The following is a 15,759-nucleotide window of genomic DNA, read 5'->3' as shown; positions in this document are numbered from 1 at the left end:
TGGTCGTCACTTGCGTCGGGTAAACATTAACCATATTATTGGTGTCGCTTATTTCACGTGTCAAATTAACAAGTAAAATATATATATCCATGTTAAATAGAATTAACGTAAAAAGATTTTTTGTAGCATTGGTGTTGTGTTTTTTACTGGTACCGGTGGCACGATATATATCCCCCAAAGCGATTATTGATGGGCAGGCGCTTTATCTCGCTTATTTACCGCTGAGCGTCATGGTGGCGATGTTGCTGTTATTTGGCCGTCATGCCATTGCCCCGCTGATAATTGTCTTAGCCATCTCCTATTCACATCGTTATCCCCTGAGCGTGTTTCAGCTTGGCGCCTTTCTTTTTTGCTTAATGGCACCGTTTATTCTGTGCGGCGCGATTTGCCAGGCCTTTCTGGGCCGCCGCTGGCGCTATAACCTGACGGGGAGAGGAGTAGGGCATCGGATTTTATGGATAGGGTTCGCTGCACCGCTGCTCAGTAAGATGATGCGCTATGTCCTTGGGCACTTTATGTCGTTCCCTGCCGCCGTCGAGCCCTTTTTCGGCCACAGTTCGACAATGTTTAATATCGTTGATGGTCAGAATACGGTGGCGGCGGCGCTGGTCTTTAGCGGGATGTTTTATTATCCGTTGCGAATGCTGTTAAGCCCGGCCTTTGCGCGCGCGTTCTTCCGGCGCTGTATTGTTCCCGTGTTTTCCCGCAGACGGCGCATATTTACTTTCTGCTGGTTGATGGTGGTGGTCGCCGTACTGGTTATTTGCTGCGGCCCCTATGAAACTGACTGGATATCGGGATACATCGTGCCCGTTGTCTTTGTGCTATTCACCATTGGCGTTTTCAAAATCGGACCACGGCTGATTAGCCTGTTATGGTCCCTATCCGCCTGGATGTTACTGAGCTGGAACGAAAGTTTTTTGTACGGCAATTCCGCGTATTCTCTGGCCTTCGTGTTATCGGTTTTTATTGCTTTTACGGTAGCCGTGCTGTTTATGACGGTAATATTTCAGCGCAATGAGAGAATGAAACGGCAATATTTCTCATTATCACAAACCGATCCGTTAACCCGGATGCCTAATTTACGCGCGCTGGAAAAAGTCATTGAAAGAGAACGCGCCGGTTCATTGTGCTGCCTGCGCCTCAATAATATGGATTTCCTGAGCCGCCATTACGGGCTAATGATGCGCGTTCACGTAAAGCAATTGATTTCCAGCATGCTTAAGCCTTGGCTTCAACAGGGCGAGATGGTATTCCAGTTGCCTGGCAGCGATCTTTTAATTTTCCTGAAAGGGCCGGAACCGGAGGCGCGCCTGCGTCATATGGTCGATCTGTTAAACAGTAAACGGCTTCCGTGGAATAACGTGCAGCTGGATATCGATTATGGTGCCACCTGGTCGACGATAAATTATCACGAAGATGAGCTTTACCGGGTGATCAGCCAGTTAAGTTATCTGGCGGAGCAGGTAACGGCGGACGAACCGGTATTGCCGCTTAATCAGAACAGTAAGGTCACTATCTCGGGCGAAACCACCGAGCGGATCATGCTGCTGAAACAAGTCAAGCAGGTGCTGGAAGAAGAACGCATTGAGCTGTACGCACAGCCTATTGTCGATGCGAACGGTAAGGGATATCACGAGATTCTGGCGCGCATGCGCTGTGAGGATGTCTTTCTCACGCCGGATAAATTTATCCCGGTGGTGGCCCATTTTAACCTCAGCGTGCGCTTTGATATGCAGGTATTGACCGGATTGCTGAAGTTCCTGCGCCAGCATCCCGTCACGAGCCAGTGCCCGCGTTTCTCGGTCAACTTAATGCCGTTAACCCTGATGCAAAAAGGTGTCGCCCGGCAAATTATTGCGCTGTTTGAAGAGTATGCCGTGCCGGTAAGCTGGGTGATTATCGAAGTTACGGAAGAACAGGCGTTTTCCGACTCGGAAACCACTACCCAAAATATTACGCTGTTACGTGAAAGCGGTTTTCGTATCGCGATTGATGATTTTGGCACCGGGTATGCGAACTTTGAACGCCTGAAGCGCCTGCAGGCGGATATTATCAAAATCGATGGCTGCTTTATCCAGGATATCCTGACCGACTCGCTGGATAACATGATTGTGAAATCGATCTGCGAACTGGCGAAGGCCAAATCCTTTTCAGTGGTGGCGGAGTACGTCGAAACCGAAGCGCAACGCGAACTGCTGCTGGAGTTGGGCGTGAATTATCTCCAGGGTTATCTCACCGGCAGACCGGTGCCCCTGCACACGCTGGTTCAGGCGTAAAAAAACCCGCTTCGGAAAGCGGGTTTTTTAATTCTGGTAACTCTTTACGGCAGCATCAGCGCCGCGATGGACGCCGACAGCACGCTCACCAGCGTGGAGCCGTATACCAGTTTCAAACCAAAGCGGGATACCACGTTGCCTTGCTCTTCGTTCAGGCCCTTGATCGCACCGGCGATAATACCGATAGACGAGAAGTTAGCAAACGATACCAGGAAGATAGACAGGATGCCTTCCGCACGCGCAGACAGCGGGGAAGCGGACTGGGCAATTTTCTGTAGATCCAGCATTGCTACGAATTCGTTGGAAACCAGTTTGGTCGCCATGATACTGCCCACCTGCAACGCTTCGCTTGCCGGTACGCCCATCACCCAGGCAATCGGGTAGAACACATAACCCAGAATGCCCTGGAAGGAGATGCCCAGTACCGCAGCGAACAGCGCGTTGAGGCCCGCGATCAGCGCGATAAAGCCAATCAGCATCGCCGCAACGATCACCGCCACTTTAAAACCGGCCAGGATGTATTCACCCAGCATCTCGAAGAAGCTTTGGCCTTCATGCAGACTGGACATCTGCAGGTTTTCGTCTTCTTGTTCAACGCGGTACGGGTTAATCAGCGACAGCACGATAAAGGTACTGAACATGTTGAGCACCAGCGCCGCCACCACGTATTGTGGCTTCAGCATGGTCATGTACGCGCCAACGATGGACATCGATACCGTGGACATTGCCGTGGCCGCCATGGTGTACATGCGGTTGCGGGACATTTTGCCGAGGATATCTTTGTAAGCGATGAAGTTTTCCGACTGGCCGAGGATTAGCGAGCTGACGGCGTTAAAGGATTCCAGTTTACCCATACCGTTCACTTTGGAGAGCACGGTACCGATAGCGCGGATCACAATCGGCAGAACGCGAATGTGCTGCAAAATACCGATCAGCGCGGAAATGAAGACGATAGGGCACAGAACCTGCAGGAAGAAGAATGCCAGGCCTTGATCGTTCATGCCGCCAAAGACGAAGTTTGTCCCTTCGCGCGCAAAGCCGAGCAGTTTGTCGAACATGCCTGCGAACGCCTTCACAAATCCGAGACCAATCTCAGAGTTAAGGAAGAACCAGGCAAGAAGCACTTCTATAACTAATAATTGAACAACAAAGCGAATACGAATTTCTTTGCGGTTACGACTGATCAGCAAAGCAAGCAGCGCAACAACGGCGAGCGCCAGAACAAAGTGCAGAACGCGGGACATATGTGCTCCGAATATGAGGCAGGTTTAATTTTCCTGCACATTCTATGCAACGAGGCGTAATAAAACGAGATCTACCGCTCACTATAGTAAGGTCTTGTGACGAACCGCAAAAATAGTGATCCACCAGACATTTCTGATATGTTACGTAAAGAACTGAAAGGTTACGTTCTCCGGCTATACTTTTAACACTTCGCCACGCTCCGTTGATAACCACGGCGCTACGCACGCGGCTCTTCCAACATCGTTTTTAGCTATCAAAGTAATCGTACGCTCCCCTTGTGAATGAACTTGATAATCATTCTCGTTTTGTTAGCATAAAACATAGCAAAGGCTATATCTTGAGGCAAAAAATGACCAGCAGTCGCGTTGATAACAGTAATGGCCGTACGGCGCGTAAACTCAGGCTGGCGTTAATGGGGCCCGCGTTTATCGCGGCGATTGGCTATATCGATCCCGGTAACTTCGCCACCAATATCCAGGCAGGGGCCAGCTTCGGCTACCAGCTGTTGTGGGTCGTGGTGTGGGCTAACCTGATGGCGATGCTGATTCAGGTGCTGTCCGCCAAACTGGGCATCGCCACCGGCAAAAATCTCGCCGAACAAATTCGCGACCACTATCCGCGCCCGCTGGTGTGGTTTTACTGGGTCCAGGCGGAAATTATCGCCATGGCGACCGATCTCGCGGAATTTATCGGCGCGGCCATCGGCTTCAAGCTGATCCTCGGCGTGTCGCTGTTACAGGGGGCGATACTCACCGGCGTGGCGACATTCCTGATCCTGATGCTGCAAAGCCGTGGCCAGAAGCCGCTGGAAAGGGTGATCGGCGGCCTGCTGTTGTTTGTGGCGGTGGCGTATATTGTCGAACTGATTTTTTCTCAGCCGGAGTTTGCAGAACTGGGCAAAGGGATGATTATCCCCAGCCTGCCGACCTCGGAAGCGGTGTTTCTCGCCGCAGGCGTGCTGGGCGCGACCATTATGCCGCACGTGATCTATCTGCACTCGTCACTGACCCAGAACCTGCATGAAGGTTCGCGGGCCGAACGCTATTCCGCCACCAAATGGGATGTGGCGATTGCCATGACCATCGCCGGTTTCGTGAACCTGGCGATGATGGCGACGGCGGCGGCGGCATTTCACTTTTCTGGTCATACCGGGGTCGCCGATCTCGACCAGGCTTACTTAACTCTCGAGCCGTTATTAAGCCATGCGGCGGCGACCATTTTTGGCCTGAGCCTGGTGGCGGCGGGCCTGTCATCCACCGTAGTCGGTACTCTGGCGGGGCAGGTGGTGATGCAGGGCTTCGTGCGTTTTCATATCCCGCTGTGGGTGCGCCGCAGTATCACTATGGCACCGTCGTTTATTGTGATCCTGATGGGCCTCGATCCGACGCACATTCTGGTGATGAGCCAGGTCCTGCTGAGCTTTGGTATCGCTCTGGCGTTAGTGCCGCTGCTGCGTTTTACCAGCGATGCCAAACTGATGGGGTCACTGGTCAATACCCCTCGGGTACGGATTATCGGCTGGGGGATTGTGGTGCTGGTGGTGGCGCTCAACCTGTGGCTACTGATCGGCACGCTTTTCGACCTGTAAGCAAGACCGTGACAGGCCATCTGTCACGGTTTTCTCAATCATTACCCGCTAAACTGGTTACCTTCTTTCAACGCCCGTTGGTCCGTATTTTCCATGAATGGATTTGATCTTGTTTTCGTGAAATATGTCCAGGAACACAGCCCGGTTGCCATTGGCGACGTGACCCAGCGTTTCGGCAAAACGCTCTCGACGTTAAAGCGCACCATGAAAGAGATTAATGCGCTGCTGCCTGAGCAATTTCATCTGCATATTGATAATCAGTTGATTACCACCACCATGGGCTACGGCGAATATATCGAGCTACTGGAGAAAATTAAGTTCAACCGCTATATCACCAGCCCGGAAGAGCGCACCCGCGATTTATTTGTCGCGCTGTGCCTGAATGACGTGGTGAATAAAAGCGAGTATTACGCCCGGTTTTTCGTTAGCGCCAGCACGTTAAAAAACGATGCGCCGGTTTTAAGCCAGTTCTTGCAGGATAATCAGTTAGCTCTGCAAAGTATTCACCGCAAAGGCTCGGCGCTGTCGGGTGACGAAATCGCGCTGCGTATCGCGGTGTGCTTAACCATTCTAAAGACCGTCGAAATTGGCGAAGACCACCGGTTAATTACCCATAAAGCCAACGATCCGGTAAACCGCTCGGTGGCGGAGCGTTTTCTCAGCCAGTGTCATGAGGAGATCGCTGCCGCCGCGCGGCTGTACACGCAACGTATCGAACCGACATTGCGCCTCGGTTATAACGGTAAAAAGTATTTTCTGGTTTACCTGAGCCTTGCCATGCATCGCCTGAAGCGTGGCCACGAAATTAACGATACATCAACGCTGGATTTTATTGCCACAGTCCCGTTCGGGTTGTTTGAATCGCAAAATGAAAACTGCTTTCTGGATCTGCTGGTATCGTCATTGAGCACCACCCGGCGCGCCTTCACGCTTTACGATCGGCCATTAGTCGAGGCGGTAGGGCAGTTTATTGAACGTATCGAACCGGCACTGGTCAGTACCCTTTATAATCGCCAGGCGTGTTTTGCCGAGGTATATCAGTTTATCTGTTTGGCGATTATTCAGAATAAATTTCACCTGTGGTTTGAAGATAAAAAATTACAGGGGGTGCGCGCCAGCTATCCGCAGCTCTGGGAAAGCGTAAAGCAGGCGCTGGCGTCAATGGAACAGCATTACGCGATCCAGTTTTCCGGCGTCCATCTGGCGACACTACTGCTGATACTCAAAAAATATGAGCTGCAAAACCGGCTGGTCAGTGAATCCCGCAAGCGGATTATTATCGTGACTAACTCGTCAGAAAGTAAAATTGGTTATTTTAAAGAGGTACTTCACGCCTGGTTTCATATCGATATTGTTGCCTGCGTGAATATTAATGAACTGCACCAGCTGAAAACCATTTCCTTTGATTTACTGATCACCTTCACCAATAAAATATCCAGCTATTTGAAGTATTATCAGCTCGATTATATCAAGGTGAATTTTCATCTTACCCAGGATGATATTACCCTGCTGCGCCAGCAGGGATTGTCGCGGGCGAAGAAAAAAATCCCGGCAGCGCAGTTTGCTCAACAGGCCGCCGGGATGAATGAACAGCAACTACGCGCGTTTGTGGCGCAACACTACCCAGGAATTTTTATTTAACGCAGCCGAGCGGCTGCTTAACGCCGCGACACCATACGGCGTTAAGATTTAACGCCTCGTCCAGCACCAGAAAATCGGCGTCTTTACCCGCTTCAAGGCTACCTTTGCGGTCAGCGACGCCCGCCAGCTGCGCCGGATTCAAACAGGCGATGTGCGCGGCGGAGACCAGACCGTTTTCCAGCCGGTCCACCACTGCTTTTATTGAATCCAGAAAACTCATCTCCAGTTGGCGCACGCCATGCCAGTCATCCGGCGCAATGCTGCGTGTCGCTCCGTCCTTACCACTAATTTGTAATTTCCCGGCGGAAATGCGGAATGTTTCCTGGCGCAGATAGTGATAAAACTCGTAGCCTTCCGGGAAATCCACGTAGCCGAGGCAGTCGCTCATCATCACCAGACGGCGGTCACCCTTGATGCGATACAGAATATCGAACACCTCCGGGCGCAGGGTAATGCCGGTCTGCTTCGCCACTTCAGCATACAGATCGCGGTAATACATCACCGCGCCCACCACGCCGGGCTCCCGGTGATGCAAACCGCGCATGGCGCTAAACGCGTGGGTCACGTGCGTGAGTCCCGCTTCGATGGCGGCGGTCATCTGGTCGAAGGTGGCGTCGGTATGCCCTGCGGAGGCGGTGATCCCCTGGCTATTCAGATAGCGGATCAGCGCCAATGCGTCATCCAGCTCCGGTGCCAGGGTCATCAGGCGGATATGCCCATTCGCCAGCCGGTTAAAATGCTGGAACCCGGCGACGGACGGTGGTTGCAGACTGTCTTTGCGCTGCATCCCCAAATACTTTTCATTGATGTAGGGGCCTTCCATATGGATGCCCACTGCTTCTGCGCCGTCGCCTGGCGCGGCGGTTTCGATATACGCCGCCGCCGCCTGCAATGAGCGTTCAAGAAAATCCTGCGGCATAGTCGCGCTGGTGGCGAGATACGCGGTGACGCCCGCCTGAACCAGATCCCGGCTCATGGCCTGCACAGATTCGCGGGTGCCTTTCCAGGCAAATGAACCGCGTCCCCAGCCGTGAACGTGAATGTCCACAAAGCCGGGCATTAAATAGTTATCGCCGTAATCCGTCGCCTCACCGCGATAGCCGTCAGTCACTGCGGTGATGGTGCCGTTTTCCACCACCAGTACGCCGCTCCGTAACCCTTCAGAGGTCACAATGCGCGTCGAGCGAAACGCGTTAATCGTCATCGATTTCGCTCCTTACCCGCTGCACCATCTCCTGGGCGATTTGCGCGCATAGCCCGGTGTAGCAGGCCGGGTCGAGCAGGGTTTCAATCTCATTGTCATCAAAACTGGCGCGGATCACCGGCTGTTCGCGCAGCACCTGCCCATATTCGATGCCTTCATGGGTGCTGCGCATCGCCATCTCGTAAACCAGCTCATGGGCCGGATCTTTGCCCAGCCGCTCCACCAGCGCCATCATGATTTTTTCGCTGTTAATCAGCCCGTGGGTAATGCCGACGTTCTGCTTCATCCGCTCAGGGTTAATCACCAGCGTGCGGCTTAACTCTTCGGCACGCATCACGATTTCCGCCATCAGCTCCATGCTCTCCTGCAAATTGGCGTCGAAAATGAAATAGGCGGAGCTGTCGGCCTCGAACGGGCGCGGGCACACGTAGAGTGACGACGTCAGCACCGAGTAAAGTTTTTGCGCGTTAGCGATAATCCCTTTTGCCAGCTTTGGGTTCACCTTTTGCGGCATGGTGCTGCTGCCGACGGTGCCTTTTTTGAAGGCTTCCGAGACTTCGCCGTACTCTTCGCCGGAGGTGAGATACACCTCTTCGGCCATTTTTTGCAGCGTGGTTGCCAGTAAACACAGGTTGCTGATGAACTCGGTGCGATACACCTGGGCGCTGCGCGACGGCACCCGCATCGAATGCATCCCCAGATGCCGCGCTACGCTCTCCTGTACCTGGCGTCCGGTTTCGCCAGTAGCGTGGAACGCCCCCACCGCGCCGCCCATCATCACGGTAAACACGCGGCTTTCCGCCTGTTTCATGCGTTCACGACTGTGCAACAGCTCATCAATCCACACCGCGACCTTATAGCCCCAGGTAATCGGCAGGGCGTGTTTGCCGTGGGTACGTCCGGCCATCAGTGTGTTTTTATGCTGTTCCGCCATGTCCGCCAGGTTGCGCAGCGTGTCATCTACAAACCCGTTGATGATTTGCTGGCATTGCCAGGCCAGGTGCAACTGCGCGGTTTGCTGAATATTCTGAGTGGTCACGCCGTAGTGCACGTATTTGCCGCTTTCCGGGGAGCAGGCTTTCACCAGCACTTTAATCATCGGTACAAAGCCGTGGCCGATTTCCCGCAGCAGGCGGTCCATTTCGTTCAGGTCGATGCGCGACAGCAGGCAGTTTTCGGCAATGTTTTGCGCCGCCGCCTGCGGGATCATCCCGGCTTGCGCCTGAGCCAGCGCCAGCGCAGCCTCCACATCCAGCCAGGACTGGATACGCGCTTCCTGGCTGAACAGCGCTTTCATGCCGCGATCGTCAAGGGTTTTACTTTTTGAATCATACAGGGCTCGCATCATGCTTCCTCTTAGTGGTGACCGGCTAAGGCGTCGTCAACGGCGTTACGGACAAACTCGACGTGTGGCCCGAACACCACATGGATATGGTTGCTGGAGGGGATAAACGTCCCCATTGATCCGGCATCTTTGAGAATGCCCATATCGAGCTTTTTCTGATCGTTTAAATCAATGCGCAGGCGCGACACGCAGTTTTCCACGCGTTTGATATTGGTTTTACCGCCCAGCCCTTCAATCACCAGTTCGGCGACTTTGTCGTACTCTTTGTTATTCAGCAGCGTACTGTCGGCAATATCTGCTTCACGGCCCGGCGTTTTAATATCGAATTTGCCGATGGCGTAGCGGAACACAAAATAGAACACCACGAAGTTGGCGATGCCTAAAAGGATCAGGTTCAGCCAGCGGGTGTGTTCGTACATCAGGCCGAAAATACCGAAGTCAAAAATCGTGCCGCGAATATAGCCAACGGAAATATCCAGCAGCTGCAACGGTATCGCCATCAGGCCGCACAGCACGGCATAAACGATGAACAGCTTCGGCGCAATAAACAGGAACGAGAACTCCAGCGGCTCGGTAATGTTCCCCAGCACCGCCGTCAGCACCACCGTCAGGATCATCCCTTTGGCGAACTTTTTATTTTTGAAATAGGCCATGTGATACATCGCCAGGCCAATTGCCGGAACGCGGAACAGGGTGGTCAGCATTTGGGTGGAGGCCAGATAGCTGGTCAGCGTCGGCATGTACTGATCCCACGCCGGATGGTTCGGCCCCAGCTCGAACAGGATTTTATTGATGGCGGGTAAAATGCCGACGTAGGTTTGGCCGTCAATTAAATAGGTGCCGCCTGCTTCGGTAAAACGCACCGTCGAACTCAACACGTGATGCAGACCAAAGGGGATCAGTAACCGGTTGAGGGTCATATAAATCCCGGCCCCGATATTTGGTGCCATCAGAATGGTCGAAATACTTTTCATCCCGGCGGTAAACAGATCCCAGATAAACGGAATAATTAACCCGATGGGAATTGCAAAGGCGATGGCCAATATCGCCACTGATTTTTTACCGCTGAAAAAAGCAAACGCCAGCGGCAATTGCAGCCGGTAATAGCGGTCGGTGACTTTGGCGGCAAGCAGCCCGGCTATTATCCCGCCGACGGCCTCAATTTTTAAGGTCTGCACCCCGAGCACCATGCCCTGGCCGACCAGCGCTAAATCACCTTTCGCCAGCTGTCCGGTTAATTTCAAATGCACGTGCATGGAAATCAACAGCGTTAAATAGGCGATGACCGAGGCAAATACCGCGATGCCTTTCTCTTTTTTCGACATCCCATACGCCACGCCCATGGCGAACAGCAGCGGGATATTCTGGAATACCACGCTGCTGATTAATCCCAGGGATGAAAGCACCGCTTTGAAACCGGCATTCCCCAGGAAAGGCAATTTTTCAATCATGTAATTTTGGCCCAGCGCGCTGCTGATGCCCATTACCATCCCAACCGGTGCTAATACAGCGATGGGCAATAATAACGAGCGGCCGAACGTCTGTATTTCGTTTTTAAAATTCGCGTTCATGACAATATCCCCGATAAGACATCGTATTATCAAACACGTTTGGGGGAGGGGAGCTCAAGGTCAAATAATGTCTGAAGCAGGGCGCAAAAATTGCCCGTAAGAAATTGCTGAGGCGATCACATTATTAACTTGACGAAAGGACAAGCGATCAAAAAAGGAGCCCGGAGGCTCCTTTTGCAAATTCATTAATGGCGGTGGTGATGTTTGCCGCGCCCGCGATGGTCGTCCCGGTCGCGCCAGCCTTCACGGTAGCCGCGTTCATAGGCGTTGCGATCTTTATACCAGCCGCGATGGTAGCCATTGTCGTGTTTACGCCAGTAGCCGCCGCGACGCTCATAATGGTTGTGCCAGTAATCACGATCGCGCCAGCGACCGCCGTCCCAGTAGTTACCGTAATTATCACGATCGCCAATTTGTAATTTTATTGAGGGTAACAGGGTGATTTCGCCTGCACTTGCCATCATTGGCGCTCCCGCCAACAGAAAGGCTGCAAGCAACAGTGACCTGAACATAGTCTTCTCCTTCACGATCGGGGCCGTGGCCGGCCTGTTACAGCAATATTACGGGGTGGTAAAGCCCCGTATCTTCGCCACAACTCCGAATTCATTTTGGATAGCACAAAATGCTAAAAAGACGTGTTACCCGTTGATTTGCCGTCAGGACAGAATGGCGTCAATTGCCGCGCACTCTTCAGCGCTAAACTGCCGGTTCGCCAGCATCCCTACCGCGTCCTCAATTTGGCTGGTTTTACTGGCACCGATTAACACCGATGTCACTTTATCGTCACGTAAGACCCAGGCCAACGCCATTTGCGACAGCTTCTGACCACGCTGCTGCGCCAGCGCGTTAAGCTTACGCACTTTCGCCAGTTTTTCGTCGGTGAGCTGATCCGGGTTGAGGAAGCGGCTGCCGCTGGCGGCGCGGGAATCAGACGGAATGCCGTTCAGGTAGCGGTCGGTTAACTGCCCGCCTGCCAGCGGTGAAAACGCGATGCTGCCGACACCTTTTTCCTGCAACACGTCCAACAGTTCTGCTTCCACCCAGCGCTCAAACATGGAATATTTCGGCTGGTGGATTAAGCATGGCGTACCGAGATCGTTCAGGATATCAATCGCCTCGCGCGCCTGCGCGGCAGGGTAGTTCGACAGGCCCACGTACAGCGCTTTCCCCTGGCGCACAATATGATCCAGCGCGCGCATGGTTTCCTGCAACGGGGTTTCCGGGTCCGGGCGGTGATGATAGAAAATATCCACGTACTCAAGCCCCATGCGCTTCAGGCTCTGGTCGAGGCTGGCGATCAGATATTTGCGCGAACCCCAGTCGCCGTAAGGGCCGTCCCACATGGTGTAACCGGCTTTGCTGGAGATGATCAGCTCATCGCGATAAGGCAGGAAGTCTTCTTTAAATATCCGCCCGAAATTGTGCTCGGCGGAACCCGGCGGCGGCCCGTAGTTATTGGCAAGATCGAAATGGGTGATGCCAAGATCAAACGCCCGGCGCAGCAGCTGGCGGCTGTTATCCACCAGCGTGGCGTCGCCAAAGTTATGCCAAAGCCCCAGAGAAATGGCGGGAAGCTTCAGCCCGCTTCGTCCGCAGCGGCGAAATTCCATCGTTTGATAGCGTGCGGGATCTGCCTGATAAACCATGCGTATTGCCTCATCAGTAAGGAAATTTTCAGCGTGTATACGTTTACACAAAATTGGCGCCTTTGCACCCTACACCGCATCGCGCTGTAAATCTCGCGTGCCACGCACTTTTCGATCGGATACCTGGACAGGGATCGCAGTTCCTTAATACTTCAATCAGGCTCCTGATAAAAAGGAATGTTCCATGGCTCAGCGTTATTGTGTGGCGGATTATCTACTGGACCGGCTGTCGCAGAGTGGAATCACCCATCTTTTCGGCGTACCGGGCGACTATAACCTACAGTTTCTCGATAATGTCATCGCGCACCCGGAAGTGGCCTGGGTGGGCTGCGCCAACGAACTCAATGCGGCCTATGCCGCTGACGGCTATGCTCGCTGTAAAGGGGCGGGGGCCTTATTAACCACGTTTGGCGTAGGTGAACTCAGCGCCCTTAACGGCGTGGCGGGCAGCTATGCCGAACACGTTCCGGTGTTGCACATCGTCGGCGCGCCCGCGTCAGGCGCGCAGCAGCGCGGCGAATTGATGCATCACACCGTCGGCGATGGTGATTTCCGCCATTTTGTGCGTATTGCCAGCGAGTTATGCGCCGCCCATGCGGTACTGACGGCGGAAAACGCCTGCAAAGAAATCGACCGGGTGATCCACGAAATGCAGTCCGCTTCGCGTCCCGGTTACCTGATGCTGCCTGCGGATGTGGCAAAAAAGCCTGCCATCCGCCCTGAAAACGCTCTCACAAAGGCGGTACACAGCGCCGATCCCGCTCTGCTGGAGGCGTTTCGCCAGGCTGTTAAGCAGCGGCTTTCCGGTGTTACGCATGTCGCTCTACTGGCGGATTATCTGGCGGAGCGTTTTGGCCTGCGGCGCGCCCTGCAACAGTGGGTAAAAGCGATCCCGCTGGCACACAGCTCTCTGCTGATGGGTAAAGGGATTTTTAACGAAGGCGGCGCAGGATTTACGGGCACGTATAGCGGTGCCGCCACTGCCCAGGCGCAGCGCGAGGCTATTGAGGCAAGCGATCTGGTTATCTGCGTCGGCGTGAAATTTACCGATACCACCACCGCCGGATTTAGCCAACATCTCACCCGCGAACAAACCATCGAGGTAATGCCCGATGGTGCACGCATTGGCGAGCATTGGTTTAGTGGCCTGCCGATGGCGGAAGCGGTGAGCATTCTGTACCGGGAAGTGCGCCAGATTCAGCATCAACTGACGTTGTCGGACATCAAACCGGCTCCACTGCCGGAGGGCGATGCCGGGCTGGATCAGCATGCTTTCTGGCGGGCAATTCAGGACTGGCTGCGGCCAGGAGATATTGTGGTGGTGGATCAGGGTACCGCTGCGTTTGGCGCGGCAACCCTGACATTGCCGGAGGACGTGACCTTTATCGTCCAGCCGCTGTGGGGGTCGATAGGCTACGCGCTGGCGGCGGCGTTCGGCGCGCAAACCGCCTGCCCAACGCGGCGGCTGGTGCTGATCACCGGCGACGGCGCGGCGCAGTTAACCATTCAGGAGCTGGGCTCGATGCTGCGGGACGATTTGCGCCCGGTGGTTATCGTGCTGAATAACGACGGCTACACGGTGGAGCGGGCCATACATGGCGCGGAGCAGCGCTACAACGATATCGCCCCCTGGGACTGGACGGCGCTACCCCATGCACTGGATGTCCATCATAAAGCCGAATGCTGGCAGGTCAGCGAAACCGTGCAGCTTGAGGACGTGCTGGCGCGGCTGGCGCATCCGCCGCGACTGTCATTACTGGAGGTGATGTTGCCAAAGGAGGATCTTCCGGAACTGCTGACCGCCGTCACCCGGTCACTGGGCGCGCGCAACGGCGGACAGGCTTAGTCTTTAGGCCCGGCGACCATTAACGGCTTCCCGGCCAGCAGCAGCCAGGCCGGGAGCATTACAATGCATAATAATGGCAGCAACTGGGTATCCGGTACGATCACCGCCGCCATAAACAGGCTCATCCACCCGTCGCGTGTCACCACCAGCACCATACCCAACACTGCGCAGGAAACCGTGACCGCTGCCGGGACGGCGTCAACATGCTCATGCAGCATCAGCCCCAGCGCCACGCCGACGAATACTGCCGGGAAAATACGCCCGCCGCGAAAACCGCAGGCGGCGGCAATCACCAGCGCCGCGAGTTTAATAACCGCAAACAGGAAATAGTCGTATACCGTCCAGGTCTGGCCGAACGCCAGTTGCTGCATCTCGTCGACGCCTTTAAACAGGGTTTGCGGCCCGCCGATGGCGCCCAGCAGGCCGAGAATAAATCCACCCGCGCCCAGCATCAGTACAGGGTTTTTAATCCTGCGCATCAGCGCGTGCAGGCGCGGCAAACACCACACCGCCACCATGCCCAGCGCAATGGCGATGGCCGCCACCACCGCGCCGCTGAACACATCCGTCAGGTGCAGTTGCGAATAGTGGGCGATGGGCAGTGAAAAGTTTGGGTGAACAAACAGGCTGGTCGTCACCCCGCCTGCCGCCGCCGCCATCAGCGGAGCGAACAGTTTGTCCCACAGCGGCACGTCATGAGTGCTGTTCAGCGTTTGGGAGAAAATCAGCGCTGCCGCCACGGGCGTGCCAAACAGCGCGCCGATGGTGCCTGCCGCTGCCAGAATCGTCCAGTCGAGCGAGTGAACGCGGGGAAACAGCTTACCGCCTAATACCACCGCCAGCGCGACGTTAATCGCCATAATTGGGTGCTCTGGCCCAAGGCTGACCCCGCCCGCCAGGCCGAGGATCATCGCCAGCGCCAGGCCGGGCAGGGCGCGGCTTTCCACCGGGTTACCGATCAGCGGCTCACTGGCCGGGTCTGGCCCGCCGTGGCCGGGAAAGAAGCGGATCACCAGGCCGACCGCGATGCCGGTGAGCGTCAGAATAGTGATAATCCAGCCGGGGGCAAACAGGGAAACCCCAAACGTCGCAGGCAGCGTCTGCCACAGAAAGGTCTGTAAAATCCCCGCGACCCGCATCATAAACAGTAAGATTAAACTGCTGGCAATGCCGATCAGCAATGCCGGCAACGCGAGCATCAACATGGTTCTGGCGCGGGGATGAAGCATCGGATAATCCTTATGAATGAAAAGGCTGGCGCTTTACTGACCACCAGATTACTGTGCTGATTGCAAAGGTGCTGAAACGGTAAACGTAATCTGTGACACGCCTCAATAATCATGGGTCATCAGCATAAAGGACATTGTGGTGATGATGCCTTGTATTTAGAGTGT

11 protein-coding genes are annotated in these 15,759 nt (G+C 54.5%); 4 read left to right on the top strand and 7 right to left on the bottom strand.

Translation table 11 applies throughout. From position 1 onward, the window contains the following. The first annotated feature begins 89 nt into the window (after positions 1-89). Positions 90-2,279 (top strand): sensor domain-containing phosphodiesterase, encoded by a 2,190-nt coding sequence (locus tag ACVV26_RS15650; RefSeq protein WP_474798150.1) that lies wholly within the window; start codon positions 90-92, stop codon positions 2,277-2,279. 44 nt (positions 2,280-2,323) lie between these two features. On the opposite strand, the gene ACVV26_RS15645 is transcribed toward ACVV26_RS15650, so the two are convergent. Next, a complete protein-coding gene (locus ACVV26_RS15645) occupies positions 2,324-3,523 on the bottom strand; it encodes a NupC/NupG family nucleoside CNT transporter (RefSeq protein WP_312978077.1) in 1,200 nt (399 codons plus the stop codon). 350 nt (positions 3,524-3,873) lie between these two features. Here ACVV26_RS15645 and ACVV26_RS15640 point away from each other — a divergent pair, with 350 nt between their 5' ends. Beyond that, the gene (locus tag ACVV26_RS15640; protein WP_474798149.1) at positions 3,874-5,112 is read left to right on the top strand and encodes an Nramp family divalent metal transporter; all 1,239 of its coding nucleotides are present in this window, start codon (positions 3,874-3,876) and stop codon (positions 5,110-5,112) included. Between the two features lie 93 nt (positions 5,113-5,205). After that, the gene (locus ACVV26_RS15635) at positions 5,206-6,753 is read left to right on the top strand and encodes a BglG family transcription antiterminator (protein WP_474798148.1); all 1,548 of its coding nucleotides are present in this window, start codon (positions 5,206-5,208) and stop codon (positions 6,751-6,753) included. On the opposite strand, the gene nagA is transcribed toward ACVV26_RS15635, so the two are convergent. The 5 genes from nagA to mgrA all read right to left on the bottom strand — a co-directional run bounded on the left by nagA (position 6,746) and on the right by mgrA (position 12,519). Further along, complete coding sequence (nagA, locus tag ACVV26_RS15630; protein ID WP_474798146.1) at positions 6,746-7,957, bottom strand: N-acetylglucosamine-6-phosphate deacetylase; 1,212 nt, start codon at positions 7,955-7,957, stop codon at positions 6,746-6,748. The two genes, ACVV26_RS15635 and nagA, sit on opposite strands and share 8 nt — an antisense overlap. Then, complete coding sequence (locus ACVV26_RS15625) at positions 7,947-9,302, bottom strand: class-II fumarase/aspartase family protein (RefSeq protein WP_474801874.1); 1,356 nt, start codon at positions 9,300-9,302, stop codon at positions 7,947-7,949. Before ACVV26_RS15625 ends, nagA begins: the two co-directional genes overlap by 11 nt. 11 nt (positions 9,303-9,313) lie before the next feature. Beyond that, complete coding sequence (locus ACVV26_RS15620) at positions 9,314-10,873, bottom strand: PTS transporter subunit EIIC (protein ID WP_474798144.1); 1,560 nt, start codon at positions 10,871-10,873, stop codon at positions 9,314-9,316. A gap of 185 nt (positions 10,874-11,058) precedes the next feature. After that, positions 11,059-11,385: a DUF2502 domain-containing protein gene (locus ACVV26_RS15615; protein ID WP_312978086.1), complete on the bottom strand. Its 327-nt coding sequence runs from the start codon at positions 11,383-11,385 to the stop codon at positions 11,059-11,061. Positions 11,386-11,529: 144 nt separating this feature from the next. Continuing rightward, on the bottom strand, positions 11,530-12,519 hold the full coding sequence (mgrA, locus tag ACVV26_RS15610) for an L-glyceraldehyde 3-phosphate reductase (RefSeq protein WP_474798143.1): 990 nt from the start codon (positions 12,517-12,519) through the stop codon (positions 11,530-11,532). A gap of 184 nt (positions 12,520-12,703) precedes the next feature. On the opposite strand from mgrA, the gene ACVV26_RS15605 reads away from it, so the two are divergent. After that, on the top strand, positions 12,704-14,365 hold the full coding sequence (locus tag ACVV26_RS15605; protein ID WP_474798142.1) for an alpha-keto acid decarboxylase family protein: 1,662 nt from the start codon (positions 12,704-12,706) through the stop codon (positions 14,363-14,365). On the opposite strand, the gene ACVV26_RS15600 is transcribed toward ACVV26_RS15605, so the two are convergent. After that, a complete protein-coding gene (locus tag ACVV26_RS15600) occupies positions 14,362-15,594 on the bottom strand; it encodes an ion channel protein (protein WP_474798141.1) in 1,233 nt (410 codons plus the stop codon). The genes ACVV26_RS15605 and ACVV26_RS15600 overlap by 4 nt on opposite strands. Positions 15,595-15,759 lie beyond the last annotated feature (165 nt).

The sequence above is a fragment of the Atlantibacter sp. MEI4A-1023 genome (genome assembly GCF_056155425.1).
The sequence above is the reverse complement of the archived record's forward strand: the minus strand, read 5'-3'. Positions and strand labels throughout refer to the sequence as shown.